Source organism: Streptomyces sp. JW3 (assembly GCF_052216785.1).
Taxonomy (GTDB): Bacteria; Actinomycetota; Actinomycetes; order Streptomycetales; family Streptomycetaceae; genus Streptomyces.
Genome location: NZ_JBQOUX010000005.1, coordinates 108,360 through 133,018, shown reverse-complemented (window position 1 = coordinate 133,018; position 24,659 = coordinate 108,360). Strand labels below are relative to the sequence as shown.

At 74.3% G+C, this 24,659-nt stretch carries 22 protein-coding genes; 16 read left to right on the top strand and 6 right to left on the bottom strand.

Annotation, left to right across the window (positions count from 1 at the left end; all coding sequences use genetic code 11):
• Positions 1-368 precede the first annotated feature (368 nt).
• Complete coding sequence (locus ACTT8P_RS04230) at positions 369-938, top strand: helix-turn-helix domain-containing protein (RefSeq protein ID WP_361171778.1); 570 nt, start codon at positions 369-371, stop codon at positions 936-938.
• Positions 939-946: 8 nt separating this feature from the next.
• Here the strand turns inward: ACTT8P_RS04230 and ACTT8P_RS04225 are convergent, their stop codons facing one another.
• The gene (locus tag ACTT8P_RS04225) at positions 947-2,050 is read right to left on the bottom strand and encodes a TDT family transporter (RefSeq protein WP_442830144.1); all 1,104 of its coding nucleotides are present in this window, start codon (positions 2,048-2,050) and stop codon (positions 947-949) included.
• A 70-nt stretch (positions 2,051-2,120) separates the two neighbouring features.
• Between ACTT8P_RS04225 and ACTT8P_RS04220 the strand changes: the two genes are divergently transcribed.
• Entirely contained in the window at positions 2,121-3,065 is a 945-nt protein-coding gene (locus ACTT8P_RS04220; protein WP_442830143.1) for a LysR family transcriptional regulator, read from the top strand.
• 302 nt (positions 3,066-3,367) lie between these two features.
• Here ACTT8P_RS04220 and ACTT8P_RS04215 read toward each other — a convergent pair whose 3' ends face one another.
• Positions 3,368-4,060, bottom strand: coding sequence for a gamma-glutamyl-gamma-aminobutyrate hydrolase family protein (locus ACTT8P_RS04215; protein ID WP_442830142.1), 693 nt, complete (start codon positions 4,058-4,060; stop codon positions 3,368-3,370).
• Positions 4,061-4,123: 63 nt separating this feature from the next.
• Positions 4,124-4,858 (bottom strand): FadR/GntR family transcriptional regulator, encoded by a 735-nt coding sequence (locus tag ACTT8P_RS04210; RefSeq protein ID WP_442830141.1) that lies wholly within the window; start codon positions 4,856-4,858, stop codon positions 4,124-4,126.
• Between the two features lie 83 nt (positions 4,859-4,941).
• Here ACTT8P_RS04210 and ACTT8P_RS04205 point away from each other — a divergent pair, with 83 nt between their 5' ends.
• Genes ACTT8P_RS04205 through ACTT8P_RS04195 form a run of 3 tightly spaced genes read left to right on the top strand, consistent with a single transcriptional unit; the run spans position 4,942 to position 8,463 of the window.
• The gene (locus tag ACTT8P_RS04205) at positions 4,942-6,300 is read left to right on the top strand and encodes a glutamine synthetase family protein (protein WP_442830140.1); all 1,359 of its coding nucleotides are present in this window, start codon (positions 4,942-4,944) and stop codon (positions 6,298-6,300) included.
• Positions 6,301-6,308: 8 nt separating this feature from the next.
• Complete coding sequence (locus ACTT8P_RS04200) at positions 6,309-7,673, top strand: aldehyde dehydrogenase family protein (protein ID WP_442830139.1); 1,365 nt, start codon at positions 6,309-6,311, stop codon at positions 7,671-7,673.
• Positions 7,674-7,680: 7 nt separating this feature from the next.
• Entirely contained in the window at positions 7,681-8,463 is a 783-nt protein-coding gene (locus tag ACTT8P_RS04195; protein WP_442830138.1) for a 3-oxoacyl-ACP reductase, read from the top strand.
• A 1-nt stretch (position 8,464) separates the two neighbouring features.
• On the opposite strand, the gene ACTT8P_RS04190 is transcribed toward ACTT8P_RS04195, so the two are convergent.
• Positions 8,465-9,667 (bottom strand): amino acid deaminase/aldolase, encoded by a 1,203-nt coding sequence (locus ACTT8P_RS04190; RefSeq protein ID WP_442830137.1) that lies wholly within the window; start codon positions 9,665-9,667, stop codon positions 8,465-8,467.
• 1,375 nt (positions 9,668-11,042) lie between these two features.
• On the opposite strand from ACTT8P_RS04190, the gene ACTT8P_RS04185 reads away from it, so the two are divergent.
• Entirely contained in the window at positions 11,043-12,143 is a 1,101-nt protein-coding gene (locus tag ACTT8P_RS04185) for a hypothetical protein (RefSeq protein WP_442830136.1), read from the top strand.
• The gene (mycP, locus tag ACTT8P_RS04180; protein ID WP_442830135.1) at positions 12,140-13,321 is read left to right on the top strand and encodes a type VII secretion-associated serine protease mycosin; all 1,182 of its coding nucleotides are present in this window, start codon (positions 12,140-12,142) and stop codon (positions 13,319-13,321) included. Before ACTT8P_RS04185 ends, mycP begins: the two co-directional genes overlap by 4 nt.
• Here mycP and ACTT8P_RS04175 read toward each other — a convergent pair.
• Entirely contained in the window at positions 13,306-14,259 is a 954-nt protein-coding gene (locus tag ACTT8P_RS04175) for a serine hydrolase (protein WP_442830134.1), read from the bottom strand. The genes mycP and ACTT8P_RS04175 overlap by 16 nt on opposite strands.
• Before the next feature lie 128 nt (positions 14,260-14,387).
• On the opposite strand from ACTT8P_RS04175, the gene ACTT8P_RS04170 reads away from it, so the two are divergent.
• Positions 14,388-15,182, top strand: a complete 795-nt coding sequence (locus tag ACTT8P_RS04170; protein ID WP_442830133.1) for an SseB family protein — start codon at positions 14,388-14,390, stop codon at positions 15,180-15,182.
• Here ACTT8P_RS04170 and ACTT8P_RS04165 read toward each other — a convergent pair.
• Positions 15,173-15,529, bottom strand: a complete 357-nt coding sequence (locus ACTT8P_RS04165; protein WP_442830132.1) for a DUF1844 domain-containing protein — start codon at positions 15,527-15,529, stop codon at positions 15,173-15,175. The two genes, ACTT8P_RS04170 and ACTT8P_RS04165, sit on opposite strands and share 10 nt — an antisense overlap.
• Positions 15,530-15,915: 386 nt before the next feature.
• Between ACTT8P_RS04165 and infC the strand changes: the two genes are divergently transcribed.
• The 8 genes from infC (at position 15,916) to ACTT8P_RS04125 (ending at position 24,527) form a co-directional block, all read left to right on the top strand.
• Complete coding sequence (gene infC, locus ACTT8P_RS04160) at positions 15,916-16,569, top strand: translation initiation factor IF-3 (RefSeq protein WP_361164932.1); 654 nt, start codon at positions 15,916-15,918, stop codon at positions 16,567-16,569.
• Between the two features lie 110 nt (positions 16,570-16,679).
• Positions 16,680-16,874 (top strand): 50S ribosomal protein L35, encoded by a 195-nt coding sequence (rpmI, locus tag ACTT8P_RS04155; RefSeq protein WP_007829094.1) that lies wholly within the window; start codon positions 16,680-16,682, stop codon positions 16,872-16,874.
• A gap of 96 nt (positions 16,875-16,970) precedes the next feature.
• Complete coding sequence (gene rplT / locus ACTT8P_RS04150) at positions 16,971-17,354, top strand: 50S ribosomal protein L20 (protein WP_055492778.1); 384 nt, start codon at positions 16,971-16,973, stop codon at positions 17,352-17,354.
• A gap of 168 nt (positions 17,355-17,522) precedes the next feature.
• Positions 17,523-18,368, top strand: a complete 846-nt coding sequence (locus ACTT8P_RS04145) for a TrmH family RNA methyltransferase (RefSeq protein ID WP_442830131.1) — start codon at positions 17,523-17,525, stop codon at positions 18,366-18,368.
• Between the two features lie 50 nt (positions 18,369-18,418).
• Entirely contained in the window at positions 18,419-19,567 is a 1,149-nt protein-coding gene (locus tag ACTT8P_RS04140; RefSeq protein ID WP_442830130.1) for an ATP-binding protein, read from the top strand.
• A 138-nt stretch (positions 19,568-19,705) separates the two neighbouring features.
• Positions 19,706-20,827, top strand: a complete 1,122-nt coding sequence (gene pheS / locus ACTT8P_RS04135) for a phenylalanine--tRNA ligase subunit alpha (protein WP_442830129.1) — start codon at positions 19,706-19,708, stop codon at positions 20,825-20,827.
• Positions 20,827-23,331, top strand: coding sequence for a phenylalanine--tRNA ligase subunit beta (pheT, locus tag ACTT8P_RS04130; protein WP_442830128.1), 2,505 nt, complete (start codon positions 20,827-20,829; stop codon positions 23,329-23,331). The genes pheS and pheT overlap by 1 nt, the downstream gene beginning before the upstream one ends.
• A gap of 179 nt (positions 23,332-23,510) precedes the next feature.
• Positions 23,511-24,527: a PP2C family protein-serine/threonine phosphatase gene (locus ACTT8P_RS04125; protein ID WP_442830127.1), complete on the top strand. Its 1,017-nt coding sequence runs from the start codon at positions 23,511-23,513 to the stop codon at positions 24,525-24,527.
• The last annotated feature ends 132 nt before the right edge of the window (positions 24,528-24,659 follow it).

The window sequence follows — 24,659 nt, the reverse complement described above, 5'->3', positions numbered from 1 at the left end:
GGGCCGTCCCGCGCTGTCACAGCGCGGGACGGCCCACCCCTCCGGCCGTCCCGCGCCCGGCGGCGCCGACACGGTCAGGATTTGGCCAACCACGGAGCGCCATGCCCCCGCCCGAGCCTCCCCCGCCCCGGATCCGGGACGCACCCGGGACACGGGATACGGGGTGGGAACCCGCCAGGGAGGCCGACAGGCGCTCCCGGGCCGGACGGAACACCTGGCGTGAACCGGTGGGTTCGTGCCACGGGGGCATGACAGCGATGTGACGGCGGCATGAAACGGTTTGCCGAACATGCGTAGGGTGCAGAGAACTCATCAAGGACACTGGAACAACGACACCGACACGACGGGTGAAGGAGGGAGCCGGAGCGATGGGCGACCACAAAGAACAGCCCCTTAGGGTGGGCGCCGCGGTCCGCCGGCGGCGCCGCGCGCTGGACCTCACCCTCGCCGTCGTGGCCGCGCGCAGCGGCCTGTCGGTGCCCTTCCTCAGCCAGATCGAGAACGACCGGGCCCGGCCCAGCACCGGCTCCCTGGAGAAGGTCGCCGACGCGCTGCGCACCACCGCCGTGGAACTGCTCGCCGCCGCCGACCCCGCGTGCAGCGTGGACGTGGTCCGGGCCGAGGACGGCGGACCGGAGCCCGAGCCCCGGGTGCGCTCGCTGGTGCGCGGCCACCACCAGATGCACGCCTCGGAGTTCACCGGCGACCACGACGCCGGCCGGGAACTCCAGTACCGCAACGACCAGTTGATGTACGTAGCCGAGGGTGCCGTCGAGATCGAGGCGGAGGGCCGCGCCTACCGCCTGGGCCGCGGCGACACGCTGTACCTCACCGGCGGGGTCCGGCACCGCTGGCGGGCCACCGTCCCCGACACCCGGCTGATCGTGGTGGCGGTCGCCGAACACATCGAGGCGGTACGGGACCGGCCGCACCGCTGAGCGACGGGTCACCTGGGCGCCGCGAGCAGCCTCCCGCCGGCGATCCCGCGCACCGTCCCCACGGCCGCCACCGCCCACGCGACGACCAGCACCGCGTACAGGAGCAGGGCGAGGGCCGCGCAGCAGGCGAGACCGGTGTGCCGGGCCAGGGCGGTGGCGCCGGTGACGCAGGTGCCCACCGGGAAGGTGAACGACCACCAGGTCATCGAGAACCGCAGGCCGTGCCGGCGGGCCCGGACCACGTGCGCCGTGGCCGACGCCAGCCACAGCAGGGCGAAGCCCATCACCGGGACGCCGTACAGGACGGACAGCAGGGCGGCGCCCCGGCCGGGCACGGCGTCCGCGAAGTTGCCGACGGCGGTGGTGGACTGGCCCAGCGGACCGAGGACCAGGAACAGGGTCGGGGTCAGGGCGGGCGGCAGCGGGTCGCCGGTGAGCAGCCGGGCGAGGATCAGCGGCAGCGTCAGCAGGGTCGCGAGCAGACTCGCCCCGAACAGCGCCAGACAGGCCGCGAGCAGTGTCTCGCGCGGCTGCCCGGCCGGCAGGTGCGGCACCAGCAGCGGCCCGAGCGCCGCCGACACCATCGGCGCCACCAGCGGCAGCAGCCACGCGGGCGCCGCCTGCCCGGGTCCGGCCTGGTGGCGTACGGCCATCAGGTACGGGACGGCGACGGCCGCCGCCAGCCCGACGGCCGTACCGGCGCCGAACAGCACGGTGTCCAGGGCCACCGCGGCCGGCAGCCCGATCCAGTCCCGGCCGACGGTGAGCGCGCCGCCGCCGACGGACAGCAGCGCCATCGCCAGACAGCCGTAGAACGGAGCCGCCGCCGGGTCCAGGAGGTGGGCCCGGGCCTGGTCGTGATGGTGGCGCCAGTGCAGTGCCCGGACGGCGAGCAGGGTCACCAGCAGCGCCAGGGAGAGCGCCCAGACGGCGGCGCAGGCGGTGCGCAGACCCGGCGGTCGCCAGGGCAGCCCGGCCCCGGCGGAGGCGACGACGGCGGTGCCCATGACGCAGGCGTACCAGTTGGGGCCGAGATGACGGACGGCGGGGAAGCGGGGCGCGGACGCAAGGGGACCGGGGCGGGGACGAAGGGGACGGATCGCGGTGACCATGACCCCACGGTCGCCGGGGCGGACCACGCTGACCAGGGAGCACCTCCCTATGAGGGCATAAGCTTGATTTATGAGCGGTGCGGAGAGTCGGGGTGGTGAGGACATGTCCGGGTGGCCGCACACGGCGGGACTGGCGCACCGGGTGCCCGATCTGGGCGCCCTGGAGCTGCTGCTGGCGGTGGCCCGGCTGGGCAGCCTCGGCGGGGCGGCGCGGGAACTGGGCATCAGCCAGCCGGCCGCCAGCAGCCGGGTCCGGTCCATGGAACGCCAGCTCGGCGTCGCCCTGGTGGACCGGTCGCCGCGCGGTTCCCGGCTCACCGACGCCGGTGCGCTGGTCACCGACTGGGCTCGGCTGATCGTGGAGGCGGCGGAGGCGTTCGACGCGGGGGCGCAGGCGCTGCGGGACCGGCGGGACTCGCGGCTGCGGGTGGCGGCGAGCATGACCATCGCGGAGTATCTGCTGCCCGGCTGGCTGGTCGCGCTGCGCGGCCAGCGCCCGGACACGGCGGTGTCGCTGCTGGCCGGGAACTCGTCGGTGGTGGCCGAGCGGCTGCTGGCCGGCGAGGCCGACCTGGGGTTCGTGGAGGGGGTGAGCGTGCCGGGCGGCCTGGACTCGGCGGTGATCGGCCACGACCGGCTGATCGTGGTCACCGCGCCCGGGCATCCCTGGGCCCGGCGACGGCGTCCGCTGGCCGCCCGCGAGCTGGCCGTGACGCCGCTGATCCTGCGGGAGAAGGGGTCCGGCACCCGGCAGGTGCTGGACGCCGCGCTGGGCGGACTGGCCCGGCCGCTGATCGAACTGTCGTCGACCACCGCGGTGAAGGCCGCCGCCGTCGGCGGCGCCGGCCCGGCGGTCCTCAGCGAACTCGCCCTCGGCGAGGAACTGGCGCTGCGGCGCCTGGTCCGGGTACCGGTCGAGGACGTCTCCCTGGCCCGGGACCTGAAGGCGGTATGGCCGACGGGGCACCGGCCCGCGGGGCCGGCCCGGCAGTTGTTGTCGTTGACTCGGGGGTGAGGCGGGGCCGGGAGAGCTTCAGCCGGGTTCAGGCGGACGTGGCCAGGGAGTCCGGCCTGGGCACGTCGGTGGCGCGGCGCCCGAGCGGCTGACGCGGTTCCTGGAGGAGGACGGCATCCCGGCCGTGGCGCTGCGCGGGGGCACCCGGCTGCGCCGCACGGTGACCGGCTGACCCCGGGCGGCAGGCCGGCCGGCGGCGTCCTGTCCCGGCGCGGCGCGGCCCCCGAGGAACTCCCCACCGGGCACGACCTGAGCGCCCCGCGCACCGTCCGGGTCCGGTTCGACCACCGTTGACCCCTGCTTCAGCGGGCGGCGGCCGCCGCCACCAGCGCCCGCATCACCCGCACGTCCTCGCCCATCTCCGGGTGCCACTGCACACCCAGCACCCAGCCAACGGCGGCCGGCAGCTCCACCGCCTCCACCGTGCCGTCCGCGGCGTGCGCCGACGCCACCAGACCGGTGCCGAGCCGGTCGACCGCCTGGTGGTGGTACGTCGGCACCGGCGCCGTCTCCGGGACGATCCCGGCGTAGCGGGTGCCCGGCACCGGCTCGACCGGGTGGCCGCCGAAGACGCCGACCACCTCGGCGTGCCCGGCCAGGTGCTGGACGAGGGTGCCGCCCAGGGCCACGTTCAGCAGCTGCATGCCCCGGCAGACGCCCAGCAGCGGCAGCCGGGCGGCGAGCGCCGCCTCGATCAGCGCCAGCTCCCAGGCGTCCCGGGCCTCGGCGGGCGGGCCGGTGCGCGGGTCGCGCTCGGCGCCGTAGCGGGCCGGGTCCACGTCCGGGCCGCCCGCGATCACCAGGCCGTCCAGCCGGGCCACCACCGCCGCGGCGTGCTCCGGCGCGTCCGGCGGCAGCAGCGCCGCCAGTCCGCCGGCCCGCCGCACCAGCGCCGGGTACCCGGCCGGCAGCAGCGCCGCCGGCAGCTCCCACACCCCCCAGCGCACCTCGGCCTCCAGATACGTACTGACCCCGATCAGCGGCCTGTCCGCCATCCGGTTCCTCCCGTCCTCCCGTCCTCCCGTCAATGGAAACGTTCCATACCTTTGCGGTGCTGCTCACGTCAAGAACCCCCGCAGCAGCGCCGCCGTGCCCGCGCAGTGCTCCCGCATCACCGCCCGCGCCCCGTCCGCGTCGCCGTCGAGCACCGCGGTCACCAGCGCGGTGTGCTGGCGCTGCGAGTGCTCCAGATTGCGCACCAGCAGCGGGATGCAGTCCAGCAGCCCGTTCACACTCGCCCGCACGGCCGCGTACCGCGCGCTCAGCGACGGCGAACCGGACAGCTCGGCCAGGGTGAGGTGCAGCAGCGTGTCCACCCGGCGGTACTCCGCCAGCGGCGCGTCGCGGGTGCGGGCCAGCGCCGCCCGCAGTCGCGCCGCCCGCTCCCCGGTGAGCCCGTGCGCCGCGCACAGCTCCGCCGCGCCCACCTCCAGCACCTCCCGGAACCGCAGCACGTCCTCCAGGTCCACCTCGGCCACCCGGCGCCGCAGCTCGTCCGCGCCGCCGGTGTCCGCGCGGGGCAGCACGAACGTGCCGCCGTACCGCCCGCGCCGGGCCGTCACCAGCCCCTCGTCCTGAAGCACCCGCAGTACCTCGCGCAGCGTCACCCGGCTGATCCCCAGCCGCTCCGCCAGCTCCCGCTCGGCCGGCAGCCGCTCACCGGCCGGCACCAGTCCGAGCCGGACCACCTGGAGGATCTGCTCCAGCGCCTCCTCGAAGCCGTTGCCCGCGCGCACCGGCCGGAGCACCGCCGCCAGCCGGTCCGCCCCCGCGCTCCCGGTCGTCCCCGGCATGCGGCCGTGCCCCCTTCCCAACCAATGGTCGTGGGCCATACCTTATGGCTCCCGGCCCGACCAGGAAGCCCGAGGAGTCCTCCGTGGCAGACCGCACGCCCCCGCTCGGTGTCGAGGAACTGCACGCCCTCGTCGCGGGCGGCGAGATCGACACCGTCGTCCTGGCCTTCCCGGACATGCAGGGGCGGCTCCAGGGCAAGCGGTTCGCCGCCCGGTTCTTCCTCGACGAGGTACTGCGCCACGGCACCGAGGGCTGCAACTACCTCCTCGCCGTGGACGCCGAGATGAACACCGTCGACGGCTACGCGATGTCCTCCTGGGACCGCGGCTACGGCGACTTCGCCATGCGCCCGGACCTGACCACCCTGCGCCGCATCCCCTGGCACCCCGGCACCGCGTTCGTGCACGCCGACCTCGCCTGGGAGGACGGCTCCCCGGTCGTCGCCGCCCCGCGCCAGATCCTGCGCCGCCAGCTCGACCGCCTCGCGGAACACGGCCTGACCGCCCAGGCCGGCACCGAGCTGGAGTTCATCGTCTTCAAGGACACCTACGAGCAGGCGTGGGACGCCAACTACCGCGGCCTCACCCCGGTCAACCAGTACAACGTCGACTACTCCGTCCTCGGCACCGGCCGCGTCGAGCCGCTGCTGCGCCGCATCCGCAACGAGATGGCCGGCGCCGGCCTGACCGTCGAGTCCGCCAAGGGCGAGTGCAACCCCGGCCAGCACGAGATCGTCTTCCGCTACGACGAGGCCCTGGTCACCTGCGATCAGCACGCCCTGTACAAGACCGGTGCCAAGGAGATCGCCGCGCAGGAGGGCGTCTCGCTGACCTTCATGGCCAAGTACGACGAGCGCGAGGGCAACTCCTGCCACATCCACCTCTCGCTCACCGACGCGGACGGCGCCTCCGTCATGGCCGGACCCGACAGCATGTCTGAGGTCATGCGGCACTTCCTCGCCGGCCAACTGGCCGCCCTGCGCGACTTCGCCCTCCTCTACGCCCCGCACATCAACTCCTACAAGCGGTTCCAGCCCGGCTCCTTCGCCCCGACCGCCGTCGCCTGGGGCCACGACAACCGCACCTGCGCGCTGCGCGTGGTCGGCCACGGCCGCTCGCTGCGCTTCGAGAACCGGCTCCCCGGCGGCGACGTCAACCCCTACCTCGCGGTCGCCGGCATGATCGCGGCCGGCCTGCACGGCGTGGAACAGCGACTCGAACTGCCCGAGCCGTGCGCGGGCAACGCCTACACCGCCGACTTCGCCCACGTTCCGACCACCCTGCGCGAGGCCGCCGCGCTCTGGGAGCACAGCCCACTGGCCCGGACCGCCTTCGGCGACGAGGTGGTCGACCACTACCGCAACATGGCACGCGTCGAGCTGGACGCCTTCGACGCCGCCGTCACCGACTGGGAGCTGCGCCGCTCCTTCGAACGCATGTGAGGCCCGCCGTGACCGACGAGTTGCAGGTGCTCAACCCCGCCACCGAGGAACTGGTCGCGACCGTCCCGGCCGCCACCCCCGCCGACGTCGACGCGGCCGTCACCCGGGCCGCCCGCGCCCAGACCGCCTGGGCGGCGCTGGCCCCCGGCGACCGCGCCCGGCTGCTGCGCCGGTTCGCCGTCGCCGTCGACGAGCACCTGGAGGAACTGGCCCGCCTGGAGGTCACCGAGGCCGGGCACACCCTCGCGGGCGCCCGCTGGGAGGCGGGCAACGTCCGTGACCTGCTCGACTACGCGGCCGGCGGAGTGGAGCGGCTGACCGGCCGGCAGATCCCGGTGGCGGGCGGCCTGGACATCACCATCCTCGAACCACTGGGCGTGGTCGGCGTCATCGCCCCCTGGAACTTCCCGATGCCGATCGCCGCCTGGGGCACCGCCCCCGCGCTCGCGGCCGGCAACGCGGTCCTCCTCAAACCCGCCGAGACGACTCCGCTGACCGCCCTCCGCCTGGCCGAACTCGCCCTGGCCGCCGGCCTGCCCGAGCACCTCTTCCAGGTACTGCCCGGCCACGGCCCGGTCACCGGCCACGCCCTGGTCGAGCACCCGGACGTGGCGAAGATCGTCTTCACCGGTTCGACCGCCGTCGGCAAGGCGGTGCTGGCCCGCGGCGCGGACCGCCTCAAACGCGTCACCCTCGAACTCGGCGGCAAGAGCCCCAACATCGTCTTCGCCGACGCCGACCTGGAGGCCGCCGCGGCCGCCGCCCCCATGTCCTTCCTGGACAACGCCGGCCAGGACTGCTGTGCCCGCACCCGGATCCTCGTCCAGCGCAGCGTCCACGACCGTTTCCTGGACCTGCTCGCCCCCGCCGTCGAGTCGGTCGTCGTCGGCGACCCGGCCGACGAGCGCACCGGGATGGGCCCGCTGATCTCCGCCGCCCAGCGCGACCGGGTCCGCTCCTACGTCCCCGAGGGCGCCGCCGGCATCTACGGCAAGGCCCCGGACGGCCCCGGCTTCTGGTACCCGCCGACCGTCCTCACCGGCGTCGACCCCCGCGCCCGGGTGGCCGTCGAGGAGGTCTTCGGCCCGGTCGCCGTCGTGCTGCCCTTCGAGGACGAGGCGGAGGCCGTGGCCCTCGCCAACGACAGCGACCACGGCCTGTCCGGCTCCATCTGGACCCGGGACGTGGGCCGCGCCCTGCGCGTCTCGGCCGCCGTGCGCGCCGGGAACCTGTCCGTCAACTCGCACTCCAGCGTCCGCTACTGGACCCCGTTCGGCGGCTTCAAACAGTCCGGGATCGGCCGCGAACTCGGCCCGGACGCGCTGACCGCCTTCACCGAGACCAAGAACGTCTTCCTCAGCACGGAGGCCTGAACCGACCATGACCGAGGACATCATCTGCCGCCGCCTGGTCGGCCGTACCGCCGTCGTCACCGGAGCCGGCAGCGGCATCGGACTGGCCACCGCCCGCCGGCTCGCCGCCGAGGGCGCGCACGTCGTCTGCGCCGACGTCGACGAGGAGCGCGGCAAGGCGGCGGCCGAGGCGACCGGCGGCCTGTTCGTGAAGACCGACGTCACCGATCCCGACCAGGTCGAGGCGCTGTTCAAGGCGGCGTACGACACCTACGGCAGCGTCGACGTCGCCTTCAACAACGCCGGTATCTCACCGCCCGACGACGACTCGATCCTGGAGACCGGACTGGAGGCGTGGCAGCGCGTCCAGGAGGTCAACCTCACCTCCGTCTACCTGTGCTGCAAGGCGGCGATCCCCTACATGCGGCGCCAGGGCAAGGGCTCCGTCATCAACACGGCGTCCTTCGTGGCCCGGATGGGCGCGGCCACCTCGCAGATCTCCTACACCGCCTCCAAGGGCGGGGTGCTGGCCATGTCCCGGGAGCTGGGCGTGCAGTTCGCCCGGGAGGGCATCCGGGTCAACGCGCTCTGCCCCGGCCCGGTCAACACCCCCCTCCTCCAGGAGCTGTTCGCCAAGGACCCGGAACGGGCCGCGCGCCGGCTGGTGCACATCCCCGTCGGCCGGTTCGCCGAGGCCGAGGAGATCGCCGCCGCGGTGGCCTTCCTGGCCAGCGACGACTCCTCGTTCGTCAACGCCACCGACTTCCTGGTGGACGGCGGGATCTCGGGGGCGTACGTGACGCCCCTGTAGATCACAGGTAGGTGTGCCCCTCGCCCCGGTACGTCGGCACGGTCGCCGTCACCCGGTCCCCCTCGACGAGGTGCAGCGCGTCGAACCGCTCGCACAACTCCCCGGCCTTGGCGTGCCGGAACCACACCCGGTCGCCGATGAGCAGGTCGTCGGCGGCGGAGCCGAGCAGCGGCGTCTGCACCTCGCCGGGTCCCTCCTGGCTGTCGTAGCGCAGCCCCTCGGGCAGATACGGCACCGGCAGCCGGTCGGCACCGGCCACGCCGGAGGCCGGATAGCCGCCGCCGAGCACGGTCACCACGCCCACCCCCGGGCGCCGTACCACGGGCAGCGCGAACAGCGCCGCCGGCCGGCCCCGGAAGGACGTGTAGTTGTCGAAGAGGCGCGGCAGATACAGTCCCGACCCGGCGGCTATCTCGGTGACCGCGTTCTCCGCGGCGGTGTGCTGCACACTGCCGGTGCCGCCGCCGTTGACGAACTCCAGATCCGGTACGACCGCCCGTACCGCGCGCACCGCCTCGGCGCGCCGCTCGGCCAGTTCGCGGCGGGCGGCGGCCTGCATCAGCCGCACCGCCCGCGACCGCACCGGCCGCCCGGCGACCGCGTCCCCGACGCCGGCCACATGACCCTCGTACGCCATGACACCCACGACCCGGAACCCGGGTCGCCGGGCCACCGACCGGGCCAGGTCGGCGAGTCGGGCGGGGGAGTGCAGCGGGGAGCGCCGGGCGCCGATCCGCACCCGCCCGCCGAGCAGCCTCAGCGAGGTGTCCAACTCCAGGCAGACCCGCACGACTTCCCGCCCGCCGTCGCGGGCCGCGTCGATCAGGTCCAGCTGCGCGGGGTCGTCGATCATCACGGTCACCGCGGCGGCCAGCTTCGGGTCGGCGGCCAGCTCGGCGTACCCGGCGCGGTCCGCCGACGGGTAGGCGAGCAGTACGTCGTCGAAACCGGAGCGGGCCAGCCACAGGGACTCGGCCAGCGTGAACGACATCAGGCCGGCGAAACCGTCCCGGGCCAGCACGCGTTCGAGCAGCGCGCGGCAGCGGACGGACTTGCTGGCGACCCGGACCGGCTTGCCGCCGGCCCGGCGCACCAGGTCCTCGGCGTTGGCGTCGAACGCCGCCAGGTCCACGATCGCGAGCGGGGCGTCGAGCTCGGCGGTGGCCCGGTCGTACCGGGCCCGGTCGGCGGAGCGAGGAGTCATGGAGGCAGCCTGCCAGACCGGATTACCGCAGGGTAGGGGGATGTTCCGGGCCAATGCCGCGAGCGCGTGGACTGGTTCCCCGCGGTAGGGGGTCACGCCGTAGAGTGACGCGCACGCACGTCTCAGGCGTCCGGGCACGGGTCCGGCGCCGCTGCCGGGAGGGTTCTTCCGGCCGTGCGGGTACATACCCGGGACGGACGTGAGGTGTCCGCGCCGGGCCAGGGCAGCAGGACACGGCCCGCCGACGAGGACGGCACGGGCACGAGGAAACGGGGGGTGCATGAGCACGGAAGCGCGACGTGCCTCCGTTCCCCCGCCGCCGTCCCGTCCCCCCGCCCCGGCCCAGCGCCGGACGCCGGGACCACAGCCGGGCCCCCTGCCGCCCGCCGTCCCCCCGACCAGCACCGGAACCGTGCCGCCCGCTCCCCCCACCCCACCGCAGCCCACCCCGCCGCCCGCCGGAGCGGTTCCGCCCCGCCCGCAGGCGTCGGCGGCGGACGACCCGGGCGAGCCGCGGCCCGACCGCGCGCCGGCCCCTGCGGATCAGCGTCACGGCGGCGGCCCGTCCGGTGCGGCCCCTCGCCCGTCCGGTGCCGCTCCTCGTCCGTCCGGCGCAGCCCAGGGCGCACGGCTCCCCGCCGCCGACCCCGGCACGCCGGCCCCGCCGCAGTCCTCCGCCCGCTTCCCGGACACCCCGCCGACGGTGGGCCGCGACCCGCGCGACACGGACGCCCCGACGCGCCGTCCGTATGACAGCGCCGCCGGTCCGACGCAGCGTCCGCACGGCAGCGGTGACGGCACGACGCGCCGTCCGTACGGCAGCGGCGACGCCCCGACGCGCCGTCCGTATGACAGCGCCGCCGGTCCGACGCAGCGTCCGTACGACAGCGGTGACGGCACGACGCGCCGTCCGTACGGCAGCGGCGACGCCCCGACGCGCCGTCCGTATGACAGCGCCGCCGGTCCGACGCAGCGTCCGTACGACAGCGGTGACGGCACGACGCCCCGTCCGTACGGCAGCGGCGACGCCCCGACGCGCCGTTCGTATGACAGCGCCGCCGGTCCGACGCAGCGGCCGTACGACAGCGGTGACGGCACGACGCCCCGTCCGTACGGCAGCGGCGACGCCCCGACGCGCCGTCCGTATGACAGCGCCGCCGGTCCGACACAGCGTCCGCACGGCAGCGGTGACGGCACCACGCGGCCCCCGCGGAACCGCCCAGCGCAAGACCACCCGGCGCAGGACCGTCCAGCGCAGAACCATCCAGCCCCTCGCGCACCGCAGCCGCACGCCTCCGCACCCGGTGGGACCCCGCCGGCACCGGAACCGCCCCCCGCCGCCCCCGGCGGCCCCCCGCCGCACACCGCCCAGCCGTTGCCCGCCGAGGTGCCGACGGGAACACCGCCGCGCCCGGCCGCACCGCCGGCCCGGCCCGCCGCCCCCGCCGAGGGACCGGCGGAGACGACCCGGCGGCTGCGGCCGATCCCGGACGGCGGCCCGGAATCCGCGGCGCGCTCTCCGCGTTCCGCACCCCGTCCCGTACTTCCCCCCGAGGGCGCCGCCGAGACGACCCGGCGCCTGCGCCCCGTTCCGCCCGTCCCGCCCGCCCCGGGACCGGCCTGGCACCCCGCCGCCCCCGGCGGCGCCCCCCGGCCCTTCGTGACGCTCGGCGAGCCCGAGGGGTACGACGACGAGCGGGCCCGGCCCCGTCCGCTCGGGCGGCGGCTGCGGTCCCAGGTGATCGCCGCGGCCGTCTCCCTCGTGCTCGGCGCGGGCCTGCTGGCCGGTGCCGTCACCGGCAGCTGGCTCGCGGACGACACCGCGGACGGCGGCCGCGAGGACACCTACGCCACCGCCGGCGACCTGTGGCACAGCGTGCCGGTCGACGACCTGTTCCCGCCCACCGTGCAGGGCCAGGGCGCCGGCCCCGGCGGCGCCGACCGCACCTGGACCCGGGTCGCCGTCGCCCCCGACAGCGGCTGCGGGCACGCCTTCGACCCGCTGCTGCGCAAGGCCCTCGCCCCGGTCGGCTGCGCCCGCCTGCTGCGCGCCACCTACACCGACGCCACCCGCAGCCACGTCACCACCGTCGGCCTCCTGTTCACCAAGGCCGACGCCGCCGCGATGACCTCGCTGGCCGCCCGGTTCGACCAGGAGGGCCTGGACCGGCGTACCGACCTGATGCCCCTGCCGTACGCCGCGAAGGACACCGTCGCGGCCGGCTTCGGCGCGGCCCAGCGGGCCTCCTGGACGGTCTCCGTCCTCACCGACGCCCCGGTCGTCGTCTACGCCGTCGCCGGCTGGGCCGACGGCCGCGAGGTCGACGACCCGCAGCCCGCCGCGGCGGCCATGCAGACCGGCGCCACCACGGCCCCCGCCCAGGCGGGCCTCGGCCACGAGGCGAAGGGCCTCGCCGACCGCGTCGAACGCCGCCTGCGCAAGAACGTCGAACCGGCCCCGGAGCAGCCCTCGTGACCCCCACCTCTCCGCGCCGCCGCACCGGCGCCCTCGGCGTGCTCCTCGCCGCCGCCCTCACGCTGGTGCCCGCCACCGCCGCGCACGCCGACGGCATACGGGCCAAGCAGTGGGCCCTGGACGCCCTCCACCTGGACCAGGTCTGGCGGACCACCAAGGGCGCCGGCATCACCGTCGCCGTCCTCGACACCGGCGTGGAGGCCGACCACCCCGACCTGGCCGGCAACGTCCTGACCGGCACCGACCTCGTCGGCTTCGGCGCCGGGGACGGCGACCGCGCCTGGGCCCGGCACGGCACCGCCATGGCCGGCATCATCGCCGGCCACGGACACGGCACCGGCGCCGCGGACGGCGTCATGGGCGTCGCCCCCGCGGCGAAGATCCTGCCCGTCCGGGTCATCCTGGAGGACGGCGACCCGGCCCGCGCCAAGGCCCGCAAGACCCGCGGCGGCGCCCTCGCCGAAGGCATCCGCTGGGCCGCCGACCACGGCGCCGACGTCATCAACCTCTCCCTCGGCGACGACTCCTCCTCCGCCCACCCCGAGCCCGCCGAGGACGAGGCCATCCAGTACGCCCTGAAGAAGAACGTGGTCGTCGTCGCCTCGGCCGGCAACGGCGGCGAGAAGGGCGACCACATCTCCTACCCGGCCGCCTACCCGGGCGTGATCGCCGCGACCGCCGTCGACCGCTACGGCACCCGCGCCTCCTTCTCCACCCGCCGCTGGTACGCCACGGTCAGCGCGCCCGGCGTCGACGTGATCATCGCCGACCCGGACCACCAGTACTACGAGGGCTGGGGCACCAGCGCCGCCGCCGCCTTCGTCTCCGGCTCCGTCGCCCTGCTCCGGGCCGCCCACCCCGGCCTCACCCCGGCGCAGATCAAGAGCCTCCTTGAGGACACCGCCGACAACGCCCCCGCCGACGGACGCGACGACTCGCGCGGCTACGGCTTCATCGACCCGGCCGCCGCGATCGAGGCGGCCGACCGGCTGACGGCGCAGAGCCTGAAGCCGGCGGCGTACGGCGAGAAGTACTTCGGTGCCGGGCCCGACGACGCGAACCCGGCCGGCGCCACCTCCGCCTGGGTGGCCCCGCTCGCGGGCGGCGCCGGCGGTGTGCTGCTGGTCGCGGCGGTGGTGCTGTGGCGCGGGCGCCGCACCCGCTACGACGACTTCTGAGCCGTACTCGGCTCGGCGGAGGACGTGGCACCGCCGTCGTGGAACACCGACACGGCCGCCCGCGCCGCCCCCTCGACCAGCGAGATCCCCGCCGCCTGCGAGGCGTTGCCCTGCGACAGCGCGGCCACCAGCAGTTCGTGGCCGTCGACCGTCACCCGCCCGACGCTGTTGATCACCCACAGCCCGGTGGCACTGCGCGGCAGCCAGCCGTTCTTCAGCGCGGCCGACGAACCCGCCGCCGACACCCCCCAGTCCTGGCCGTCCGCTATCTGCCCCATCAGCCCCTGGAGATACGTCCGGGACGCCGGCGTCAGCTCCGAATCACTCTCGAACACCTGCTGGAGCAGGACCAGTTGGTCGGCCGCCGTGGTCGTGGTCAGCCCCCACAGGTCGCCGTCCCCGCCCGCGGTGTCCGTGAGCCCGAACCGCTCGTTCGCGGCGTCCAGCCCGTCGGCCCCGCCGATCGTCCGCCACAGCGCCGTCGCGGAGGCGTTGTCACTGTTCTCGATCATGGCGGTGGCGTATGTGCGCTCCGCCGAGGTCAGCGACCGCCCCGCGTCCTGGGCCTGGAGCAGCAGCGTCGCCAGGATGTCGACCTTGACGATGCTCGCGGTGGTGAAGGCGTCGTCGCCGTACACCGCGCGCTCCCCGGTCTCCGGGTCCAGCACCGCCACCGACATCTGGGTGCCGTCCGTCACCGACACCGCCGCCACGGCCTTCGCCAGCAGCGCGTCCCGGTCCACCGCGGGCTCCGCCGAAGGTGCCACCGATGCCTCCCCGTCCGTCGCCTGCGGAGCCGCCGTCGACTCCGCCGCGAGCGACGATACGGCGGCCGTGTTCGCGTGCGCGGTCAGGTACACCGTCCCCGCCGCCGTACCGCCGCCGACGACGGCACAGGCGAGGGCCGCGTACAGCAGCCGGGATCTGAAGGAGGCCATGCCCGCGATGCTCGCCGCGCCGGCTGAGTGGTCCGTATGACGGACGTTAAATGTGCGTCATAGATTCCTGAGAAGTCCATGAGGGGTGTGACGGGGGCGTTTCCCGGCCCCCGATAGGGTCGGGGACCGTGGCGAACAAGAACATTCCCGACCCCGGCTTCTCCGACGACGACGGCTCCGCCGACCCCCGGCTGACCGCGGCGCTGGCCGGCTGGGCCGCGGACCGCACCGCGCTGGCGCCGGTCCTCCAGGCGCTCAAGGGCGCCCGGCTGCTGGTCCCGGTGGTGGCCGTGCTCGGCGAGGTCGAAGCGGACGGTCAAGAGGGGGGCGAAGCTCCTTGGAAGGGTGGTGGCGGGCGACGGGCGGGCGGGCTGCGCCGCGAGAAGACCAGCGACATGGCCGTCCCCACCCTCAAGGCCGGCGGCCGGACCGCGCTGCCCGCCTTCACCTGCACCGACTCGCTGGCCCGCTGGGACCCGGCGGCCCGCCCGGTCGCCGTCCCGCTGCACCAGGCGCTCCAGGCCGCCGCGCACGAGAAGGCGGACACCGTGGTCCTGGACCTGGCCGGACCCGTGCCGTTCGAACTGACCGGACCGGCGCTGCTGGCCCTCGCGGAGGGCCGCACCAGCACCGACCCGCTCGCCGACCCCGCCGTCGTCGCGGCGGTACGGGACGCGGTGGCCGCCGAGTCCGCCGTGCTCAGCGCCCATCTGGGGCCGGGGGCGGCCGACGGCACCCTCGCCCTGGTCCTCGACCCGGCCGCCGCCCCCGCCGCGGCGGCCAGGGCCGTCGCCGGACGCCTGGCGGCCGACGAGACACTGCGGGCCCGCCTGGTGCGCGGCCTCGACCTGGCACTGCTGCCGGCCGGGGCGACGCCGCCGGGCGAGCCCTTGTACGTCCGTACGGCGGCGGCTCAGCCGTAGACCGCGCCGGTGTACTTCTCGCCCGGACCCTGGCCCGGGTCGTCGGGCACCAGCGACGCCTCGCGGAACGCCAGCTGGAGCGACTTCAGGCCGTCGCGCAGCGGCGCGGCGTGGAAGGAGCTGATCTCCGTCGCGCTCGCGTCCAGCAGCCCGGCCAGCGCGTGCACCAGCTTGCGGGCCTCGTCCAGGTCCTTGTGCGCGTCGCCGTCCTCCGTCAGACCGAGCTTCACGGCCGCGGCGCTCATCAGGTTCACGGCGACCGTCACGATCACCTCGACCGCCGGGACCTCGGCGATGTCGCGGGTCATGGCGTCGAAGTCGGGCGACTGAGGGGGCGTCTCGTTCATGCCCGACACGATAGGCGCAGGGTGGCAGGCACCCGCACGCGGTCTCGATTGGCACGTCCTGGGCCGAAGCTGCTAACCTTGTGTAACGACCGGTCGGACACGTGTGCCCCAGGGCACCGCGACCGACTGCAAGTGGAGGCCATCGAACTCCCACCTGACCGTCCCCCGGGACGGCGGGTCACCGGTCAGGCGGTCCCGTCCCACGACGGGCACCAGCCCGAAAGCGCGCCCCGCGATCATCGCGGCGGTGCTCCGGTAGCAGTTCGAGGAGCCCCGCCTGTGATCGTCCGGGGCATTTTTCATGTCTCGGCGCGGTTAGGTCTATCGAACACAGACGTAACGCGGCTGTCCGCCAGACGGTCGCGTGGTGCTACCGAGGAGGATCCATCAGCGCCGAGCCCCGCATCAACGACCGGATTCGCGTTCCCGAGGTGCGACTTGTCGGTCCCAGCGGCGAGCAGGTCGGGATTGTCCCGCTTGCCAAGGCCCTGGAGCTTGCGCAGGAGTACGACCTCGACCTCGTCGAGGTCGCGGCGAACGCCCGTCCGCCCGTGTGCAAGCTCATGGACTACGGGAAGTTCAAGTACGAGTCGGCCATGAAGGCCCGTGAGGCGCGCAAGAACCAGGCGCACACGGTCATCAAGGAGATGAAGCTCCGGCCGAAGATCGACCCGCACGACTATGACACCAAGAAGGGTCACGTCGTCCGGTTCCTCAAGCAGGGCGACAAGGTCAAGATCACGATCATGTTCCGTGGTCGCGAGCAGTCCCGGCCGGAGCTCGGCTACCGACTGCTCCAGCGGCTCGCGGAGGACGTGGCCGACCTCGGGTTCATCGAGTCGAACCCGAAGCAGGACGGCCGCAACATGATCATGGTCCTCGGTCCGCACAAGAAGAAGACCGAGGCGATGGCCGAGGCCCGCCAGGCACAGGAAGCCCGCAAGGCGGAGGCGAAGGCCAACCCCGGCCGTTCGATGAACGCCGCGGACCCCGACGCCGCCAACGCGGAGGCCCAGGCCGAGGCATCCGCCGAGGCGTGACCTCCCGGGACGCGAGTCCCAGGACGTAACCGACATACGAGCGACGCTCCACCGTGCCCGGTTTCCACGACCGGGCATCGGAGCGCCACCCACGAGGAGATAACGGCGCTATGCCGAAGAACAAGTCGCACAGCGGTGCCAGCAAGCGCTTCAAGGTCACCGGCTCCGGCAAGGTGCTCCGCGAGCGCGCCGGCAAGCGCCACCTGCTCGAGCACAAGTCGTCGCGCCTGACGCGCCGCCTCACCGGCAACGCCGAGATGGCTCCGGGCGACGCCAAGAAGATCAAGAAGCTTCTCGGCAAGTGACGTACGGGCGCCACTGAGCGTCGTACGTCTGGACCGGGACCCCATCGATACCGGGCCGTGTGCCGACCACCACGGCCCCGCTACAAGGAGTAAAAAGTGGCACGCGTCAAGCGGGCAGTCAACGCCCACAAGAAGCGCCGGGCGATCCTCGAGCAGGCCTCCGGCTACCGCGGTCAGCGTTCGCGCCTGTACCGCAAGGCCAAGGAGCAGGTCACCCACTCGCTGGTCTACAACTACAACGACCGCAAGAAGCGCAAGGGTGACTTCCGCCAGCTGTGGATCCAGCGCATCAACGCCGCTGCCCGCGCCAACGGCATCACGTACAACCGCTTCATCCAGGGTCTGAAGGCCGCCAACGTCGAGGTGGACCGCAAGATCCTCGCCGAGCTGGCGGTCAACGACGCGGGTGCCTTCGCGGCGCTCGTCGAGGTGGCGCAGAAGGCGCTGCCGGCGGACGTCAACGCGCCCAAGGCCGCGTGACGCCGCGCTGGCTTTGAGCCGACGTGAGTGCAGGGGCCCGCAGGCTTCGGTCTGCGGGTCCTGTTGTTTTTCGTCCACGGGTGCGTCGTGGCTGGTCGCGCCCACGCGGCGGAGCCGCACATTGATACAGTCCCGCGCCCCTAGGTGTCTCTCCCTGAAGGTCGTCGCATGGTTGCCGCTTCTGAGCTGATCTCGCCCCGGTCTTCCCGTGTCTCTGCCGCGCGGCGGCTCGGCAAGCGGAACTTCCGGTCGAAGGAGCGGCTGTTTCTGGCCGAGGGGCCGCAGGCCGTGCGGGAGGCGGTCGGGTTCGGGGAGACGCTCACCGAGCTGTTCGCCACCGTCGAGGCCGCCGAGCGGTATGCCGACATCGTGGGGGAGGCGCGGGCCGCCGGTGCCCGGGTGCAGCTCGCCGACGAGCAGGTGATCGCCGACATCTCCACCACCGTCACCCCGCAGGGCCTGGTCGGGGTCTGCCGGTTCGTGGACACGCCGTTCGACGACATCCTCGCCGCCCGGCCGAAGCTGGTCGCCGTCCTCGCCCACGTCCGCGACCCGGGCAACGCCGGCACCGTGCTGCGCTGCGCCGACGCGGCCGGTGCCGAGGCCGTGATCCTCACCGACGCCTCGGTGGACCTGTACAACCCCAAGGCCGTACGGGCCTCGGTCGGCTCTCTGTTCCACCTGCCGGTCGCCGTCGGCGTCCCCGTCGAGCGGGCCGTGGCCGGGCTGCGGGAGACCGGGGTACGGGTGCTCGCCGCCGACGGGGCCGGGGACGACGACCTCGACGCCGAACTGGACGCCGGCAGCATGGGCGGGCCCACCGCCTGGGTGTTCGGCAACGAGGCCTGGGGGCTGCCGGCCGAGACCCGCGCCCTCACGGACGCCGTGGTCCGGGTCCCGATCCACGGGAAGGCCGAGAGTCTGAACCTCGCGACCGCCGCCGCCGTATGTCTCTACGCGTCGGCGCGTGCACAGCGCGCCGCCGGAGGGTGCCGCTCCGTCACCGAGAGCTAGTAGGGTGACCCACTCGGGACCCCGGCGTGGCGGAGAGGTGGGGTACGGGGATGGGTGTCGGCACGAGCAGTGCACCGGGAGCACGGCAGACCGGGTGCCCGCCCGCGCCCCGGCCCGGTGAACCCGCCGGCACCCCCGTGGAACCCGGCCTCGACCCCGACGAACTGCCCGACGGCCTGGTCGTCGCCGACGAGCACGGACGGGTGATCCGGTTCAACGCCGCCGCCGAGCGCATCACCGCCCGGCGCGCCGCCGAAGCCCTCGGCGAGAGCCTGGAGAAGGCCCTCCCGTTGGAGGACCTCGAAGGCCGCCGCTGGTGGCAGCTGACCGACCCGTACGGCGGCCTCGCCATCCGCAACCGCCAGCCCGAGCGCAACCTGCTGCTGCCGGGCGGCCGGGAGGTCCTGGTCTGCGCCCGGTACGTGCGGGACCGCCCCACCGGCCCGGTCCGCCGCGTCGTCGTCACCCTGCGCGACACCGAGGCCCGCCGCCGCACCGAGCGCAGCCACGCCGAGCTGATCGCCACCGTCGCCCACGAACTGCGCTCCCCGCTCACCTCCGTCAAGGGCTTCACGGCGACCCTGCTGGCCAAGTGGGAACGGTTCACCGACGACCAGAAACGGCTGATGCTGGAGACCGTCGACGCCGACGCCGACCGGGTCACCCGGCTCATCGCCGAACTGCTCGACATCTCCCGCATCGACTCCGGCCGGCTCGAGCTGCGCCGCCAGCCCGTCGACATCGGCGCCGCCGTCGGCCGGCACATCCAGGCGTACGTCGCGGCCGGCCAGAGCGCCGACCGGTTCCTGCTCCGGCTCGGCCGGCCGCTGCCCGACCTGTGGGCCGACCCCGACAAGGTCGACCAGGTGCTCAGCAACCTCATCGAAAATGCCGTGCGGCACGGCGAGGGAACCGTCACCATTGACATCACGCCCGCGCCGTCCCCCCGCGAAGGGGAGGACACCGGCACGTCGGTCACGGTGAGCGACGAGGGGCCCGGCATCCCGGAGGAGTCCATGAACCGCGTCTTCACCCGCTTCTGGCGGGGCAGCAAGCGCGGCGGCACCGGCCTCGGGCTCTACATCGTCAAGGGCATCGTGGAGGCCCACGGCGGCACCATCACCGTCGGCCGCGGCCCGCGGGGCGGCGCCGAGTTCCGATTTACGCTGCCCGTGAGCACTCCGGCCTACCTGACCTGAGCGGCCCGCGGGCACCTTCGCGCATCACCACCCCGTTAGACTCGGCCTTTGGCACCTTTGCGTCCCCGTTTCAGGGACGACACGTCCCCCGAGTCGGGACGGGGACCTTCAGCCAGCCAATCGGAAGCACGGGAAGAGATGTCGGCACCGAATAAGTCGTACGACCCTGTCGAGGTCGAGGCGTTGAAACCGGAAGAGATCGAGCGCATGCGGGACGAGGCGCTCGCCGCCTTCGCCGCCGCGGGCTCCCTCGACGCGCTCCAGGAGGCGAAGGTCGCCCACACCGGCGGCACCTCGCCGCTGGCGCTGGCCAACCGGGAGATCGGCGCCCTGCCCCCGCACGCCAAGGCCGCCGCCGGAAAGCTGGTCGGCCAGGCCCGCGGTGCCGTGAACAAGGGCCTCGCCGCCCGCCAGGCCGAACTGGAGGCCGAGCGCGACACCCGGGTCCTGGTCGAGGAGGCGGTGGACGTCACGCTGCCCTACGACCGGCTGCCGGCCGGCGCCCGGCACCCGCTCACCACGCTCTCCGAGCGCCTCGAGGACATCTTCACGGCCATGGGCTACGAGGTCGCCGAGGGCCCCGAGGCCGAGGCCGAGTGGTTCAACTTCGACGCGCTGAACATCGGCCCGGACCACCCGGCCCGCGGCGAGGCCGACACCTTCTTCGTGCAGGGGCCCGAGGGCGGCACCGAGTCCGGCGTCGTACTGCGCACCCACACCTCGCCCGTGCAGATCCGTTCCCTGCTCGGCCGCGGCACCCCGGTCTACGTGATCTGCCCCGGCCGCGTCTACCGCACCGACGAGCTGGACGCCACCCACACCCCGGTCTTCCACCAGGTCGAGCTGCTCGCCGTGGACGAGGGCCTGACCATGGCGGACCTCAAGGGCACCCTGGACCACATGGTCCAGTCGCTGTTCGGTGCGGAGATGAAGACCCGGCTCAGGCCGAACTTCTTCCCCTTCACCGAGCCGAGCGCCGAGATGGACATGCTCTGCTACGTGTGCAAGGGCGCCTCCGTCGGCAACCCCGACCGGCCCTGCCGCACCTGCTCCAGCGAGGGCTGGATCGAGCTGGGCGGCTGCGGCATGGTCAACCCCCGGGTGCTGACCGCCTGCGGCGTGGACCCGGACAAGTACAGCGGCTTCGCCTTCGGGTTCGGCATCGAGCGCCTGGCGATGTTCCGCCACAACGTCGAAGACATGCGAGACATGGTCGAGGGTGACGTCCGTTTCACCCGGCCGTTCGGGATGGAGATCTGATGCGGGTCCCGCTTTCCTGGCTGCGGGAGTACGTCGACCTCCCCGCCACCGAGACCGGCCGCGACGTGCAGGCCAAGCTGATTTCGGCCGGCCTGGAGGTGGAGACCGTCGAGCACCTCGGCGCCGACCTCAAGGGCCCGCTCGTCGTCGGCCAGGTGCTGACCATCGAGGAGCTGGAGGGCTTCAAGAAGCCGATCCGCTTCTGCACCGTCGACGTCGGGCAGGCCAACGGAACCGGTGAGCCGCAGGAGATCGTCTGCGGCGCCCGGAACTTCGCGGTCGGCGACAAGGTCGTCGTGGTGCTGCCCGGCGCCACCCTGCCCGGCGGCTTCTCGATCGCCGCCCGCAAGACCTACGGCAAGGTCTCGCACGGCATGATCTGCTCCGGCGACGAGCTGGGCATGGGCGACGACGGGTCCCACGGCATCATCGTGCTGCCGCCGGAGACCGAGGTCGGCCGCGACGCCGTCGAGCTGCTCGAACTGGTCGACGAGGTCCTCGACATCGCCGTCACCGCCAACCGCGGCGACTGCCTGTCGATCCGGGGCGTGGCCCGCGAGACCGCCATCGCCTACGGGCTGCCGCTGCGCGACCCGGCCCTGCTCGACGTACCCGGGCCGAACGCCTACGGCTACCCGGTGAAGATCGCCGACCCCACCGGCTGCGACCGCTTCACGGCCCGCACGGTGACCGGCCTCAGCCCCGAGGCGCGCTCCCCGATCTGGCTCCAGCGCCGGCTCCAGAAGGTCGGCATGCGCCCGATCTCGCTCGCCGTCGACGTCACCAACTACGTGATGATGGAGCTGGGCCAGCCGCTGCACGCCTACGACCGGTCCCTGGTCCAGGGCACCATCGGCGTCCGCCGGGCCGGCGACGGCGAGAAGATCGTCACCCTCGACGGCACCGAGCGCGTCCTGCACGCCGAGGACCTGGTCATCACCGACGACCGGGGCCCGATCGGCCTGGCCGGCGTCATGGGCGGCGCCAACACGGAGATCGCCGACGACGCGAACGCCACGACCGATGTGGTGATCGAGGCCGCGCACTTCGACGCGGTCTCCATCGCCCGCACCGCCCGCCGGCACAAGCTCTCCTCCGAGGCGTCCCGCCGCTTCGAGCGCGGCGTCGACCCGGGGGCCGCCGCCGCTGCCGCGCAGCGCACCGTCGACCTGCTGGTACTGCTCGCCGGCGGCACCGCCGAGGCCGGCGTCACCGAGATCAGCGCCCCGCACGCGCCGCGCACCATCACCGTCCCGGCCGACCACCCGGACAAGGTCGCGGGCGTCCCCTACGGCCGCGAGACCGTCGTACGCCGCCTCCAGGAGGTCGGCTGCGACGTCTACGGCCAGGACGAACTGCTGGTGACCGTGCCGTCCTGGCGGCCCGACCTCACCGACCCCAACGACCTGGCCGAAGAGGTCATCCGGCTGGAGGGCTACGAGAACCTGCCCGCCACGCTGCCCAAGCCGCCCTCCGGGCGCGGCCTGACCCCCCGGCAGCGGCTGCACCGCCGGGTCGGCCGGGCCCTGGCCGGCGCGGGATACGTCGAGGCGCTGAGCTACCCCTTCCTCGCCGAGAAGGTCTTCGACCAGCTCGGCCTGGCCGCCGACGACCCGGCCCGCCGCGTCGTCAAGCTGGTCAACCCGCTCAGCGACGAGGAGCCCGCGCTGCGCACCACGCTGCTGCCGGGCCTGCTCGGCGCGCTGCGCCGCAACGACGGCCGGGGCAGCCACGACCTCGCGCTGTACGAGACCGGCCTGGTCTTCCTGCCGCGCGAGGACCAGCGGGCCGCAGCTCAGCTCCCGGTCGACCGGCGCCCCAGCGACGAGGACCTGGCCGCGCTGAACGCCGCGCTGCCCCACCAGCCGCGGCACGTCGCGGTCGTCCTCGCGGGCGCCCGCGAGCAGGCCGGCTGGTGGGGCAGGGGCCGGCCGGCCGACTGGGCCGACGCGGTCGAGGCCGCCCGGACCGTCGCCCGCGAGGCGGGCGCCGAACTCGTCGTCCGCAAGGGCCAGTACGGGCCCTGGCACCCGGGCCGCTGCGCCGAGCTGGTGGTGGACGTGGACGGCACCGAGCGGGTCGTCGGGCACGCCGGTGAGCTGCACCCGCGGGTGCTGAAGTCGCTCGGACTGCCCGCGCGCACCTGCGCGATGGAGCTGGACCTCGATGTCCTGGAGCGGGTCGGCGACGACACGCCCCGGGCGCCGGGGATCTCCACCTTCCCGGTCGCCACGCAGGACGTCGCCCTGGTCGTCGACGCGTTCGTGCCGGCCGCCGAGGTCGAGGCGGCGTTGCGGGACGGCGCGGGCGAACTGCTGGAGTCCATCCGGCTGTTCGACGTGTACGACAACGCGGAGCAGCTCGGCGAGGGGCACAAGTCGCTGGCGTACGCGCTGCGGTTCCGGGCGGCGGACCGGACGCTGACCGTCGACGAGGCGTCGGCGGCCCGGGACGCGGCGGTGGCCCTCGCGGGCGAGCGGGTGGGGGCGGTACTGCGCGGCTGAGCGCCGGGCGCCCCTTCGGGGACACCACTGGGGGCACCACCGGGGGCCCCTTCCCTCCCGTCACTCATATGGGTGACGATCCCGGATGATATGGCCCTTCTCGGTCATGCCGTCGACAGAATCGGACCGGTCCTTCGGGGCCGGTCCGCGCTGTCTGGGCCTGACTGGGGGGCCACGGCATGATCCGTATCAAGGCTGGGCTGCCCCGCAGGGTGCTCGCGCTGGGGCTGCCCACCGCGTGGGGGGCCGGCGCCGTCACGTACAAGCTGGCCTGTCCGCTCGCCCAACAGGACGGGCTGGGCGCCCGGCTCGTGTCCAGTGCCGTCTTCTTCGCCGTCGGCACCGGCATCGTCCTGCACGTGCGGCGGACCCTGCTGCGGGAGTTGCGGCAGGCCCGCCGGATCGCGCGGGCCGCGCAGAGCGCGCTGCTGCGCCCGCTGCCGCCGAGCGTCGGCGGACTCGACGTCGCCGCCGCCCAGCTCTCCGCCGACCCGGGCGCCGTCATCGGCGGTGACCTGTACGAGGCGGTCGGCACCGAGCACGGGGTGCGGGTGGTGATGGGGGACGCCCGGGGCCACGGTCTCGCCGCCGTGGGCACGGCCGCCGCCGTACTGGGCAGTTTCCGTGAGGCGGCGTACGACGGGGGCGACCTCGGCGACGTGCTGCGCCGCCTGGACCGCGCCCTCGCCCGGCAGTTGCGCGAGCGGGCCGACGACGGCACGGCGGGCGAGGAGTTCGTCACCGTGCTGCTGCTGGAGATCGGGCCGGACGGCGCGGTGCGGGCGCTGAACTGCGGTCATCCATGGCCGTATCTGATCACCGGCACCGAGGTCGAGCCGCTGGCCCGGACCGATCCGCTGCCGCCGCTCGGTCTCTTCCCGCTCCCCGACGAACTGCCGGTCCAGCGGTACGGGCGGCTGGCGCCGGGCCAGGCGCTGCTGCTGTACACGGACGGCGCCGAGGACGCCCGGGACGGCCACGGCCGGTTCTTCCCGCTGCACCGGACGCTCGCCGGGGCGGTGCGGGAGCAGCCGCTGTGCCCCCGGGCGGTACTGCGCCGGCTCCTCACCGCGCTGCTGCGCCACAGCCACGGCGGCCCGCCCGACGACGTGGCCCTGCTGATGCTGCACCACGACCGCGCCCGCTGCCCCGACGACGTACCCCTGACCCGGCATGGCGCCGACTCGCTCTCCTGAGCCGGCGCCCGCCGCCCGCCCCGCCACGGAATGTCGGGCAGACGGCCGGGCGGACGGCGCGGCAACGGGCCGCCGCACTGTACGAGGGGGAGCCGGCGGCCCGACCGGCCTCTCTTACGAGGCAATTCAGTC

What these genes read in the sequence shown, in the direction of transcription:
- ACTT8P_RS04230 (WP_361171778.1), top strand. Translation starts at nt 369, where the DNA reads ATGGGCGACCACAAAGAACAGCCCCTTAGGGTGGGCGCCGCGGTCCGC.
- ACTT8P_RS04225 (WP_442830144.1), bottom strand. Translation starts at nt 2,050, where the DNA reads ATGGTCACCGCGATCCGTCCCCTTCGTCCCCGCCCCGGTCCCCTTGCG.
- ACTT8P_RS04220 (WP_442830143.1), top strand. Translation starts at nt 2,121, where the DNA reads ATGAGCGGTGCGGAGAGTCGGGGTGGTGAGGACATGTCCGGGTGGCCG.
- ACTT8P_RS04215 (WP_442830142.1), bottom strand. Translation starts at nt 4,060, where the DNA reads ATGGCGGACAGGCCGCTGATCGGGGTCAGTACGTATCTGGAGGCCGAG.
- ACTT8P_RS04210 (WP_442830141.1), bottom strand. Translation starts at nt 4,858, where the DNA reads ATGCCGGGGACGACCGGGAGCGCGGGGGCGGACCGGCTGGCGGCGGTG.
- ACTT8P_RS04195 (WP_442830138.1), top strand. Translation starts at nt 7,681, where the DNA reads ATGACCGAGGACATCATCTGCCGCCGCCTGGTCGGCCGTACCGCCGTC.
- ACTT8P_RS04190 (WP_442830137.1), bottom strand. Translation starts at nt 9,667, where the DNA reads ATGACTCCTCGCTCCGCCGACCGGGCCCGGTACGACCGGGCCACCGCC.
- ACTT8P_RS04175 (WP_442830134.1), bottom strand. Translation starts at nt 14,259, where the DNA reads ATGGCCTCCTTCAGATCCCGGCTGCTGTACGCGGCCCTCGCCTGTGCC.
- ACTT8P_RS04165 (WP_442830132.1), bottom strand. Translation starts at nt 15,529, where the DNA reads ATGAACGAGACGCCCCCTCAGTCGCCCGACTTCGACGCCATGACCCGC.
- rpmI (WP_007829094.1), top strand. Translation starts at nt 16,680, where the DNA reads ATGCCGAAGAACAAGTCGCACAGCGGTGCCAGCAAGCGCTTCAAGGTC.
- ACTT8P_RS04145 (WP_442830131.1), top strand. Translation starts at nt 17,523, where the DNA reads ATGGTTGCCGCTTCTGAGCTGATCTCGCCCCGGTCTTCCCGTGTCTCT.
- ACTT8P_RS04140 (WP_442830130.1), top strand. Translation starts at nt 18,419, where the DNA reads ATGGGTGTCGGCACGAGCAGTGCACCGGGAGCACGGCAGACCGGGTGC.
- pheS (WP_442830129.1), top strand. Translation starts at nt 19,706, where the DNA reads ATGTCGGCACCGAATAAGTCGTACGACCCTGTCGAGGTCGAGGCGTTG.
- pheT (WP_442830128.1), top strand. Translation starts at nt 20,827, where the DNA reads ATGCGGGTCCCGCTTTCCTGGCTGCGGGAGTACGTCGACCTCCCCGCC.
- ACTT8P_RS04125 (WP_442830127.1), top strand. Translation starts at nt 23,511, where the DNA reads ATGATCCGTATCAAGGCTGGGCTGCCCCGCAGGGTGCTCGCGCTGGGG.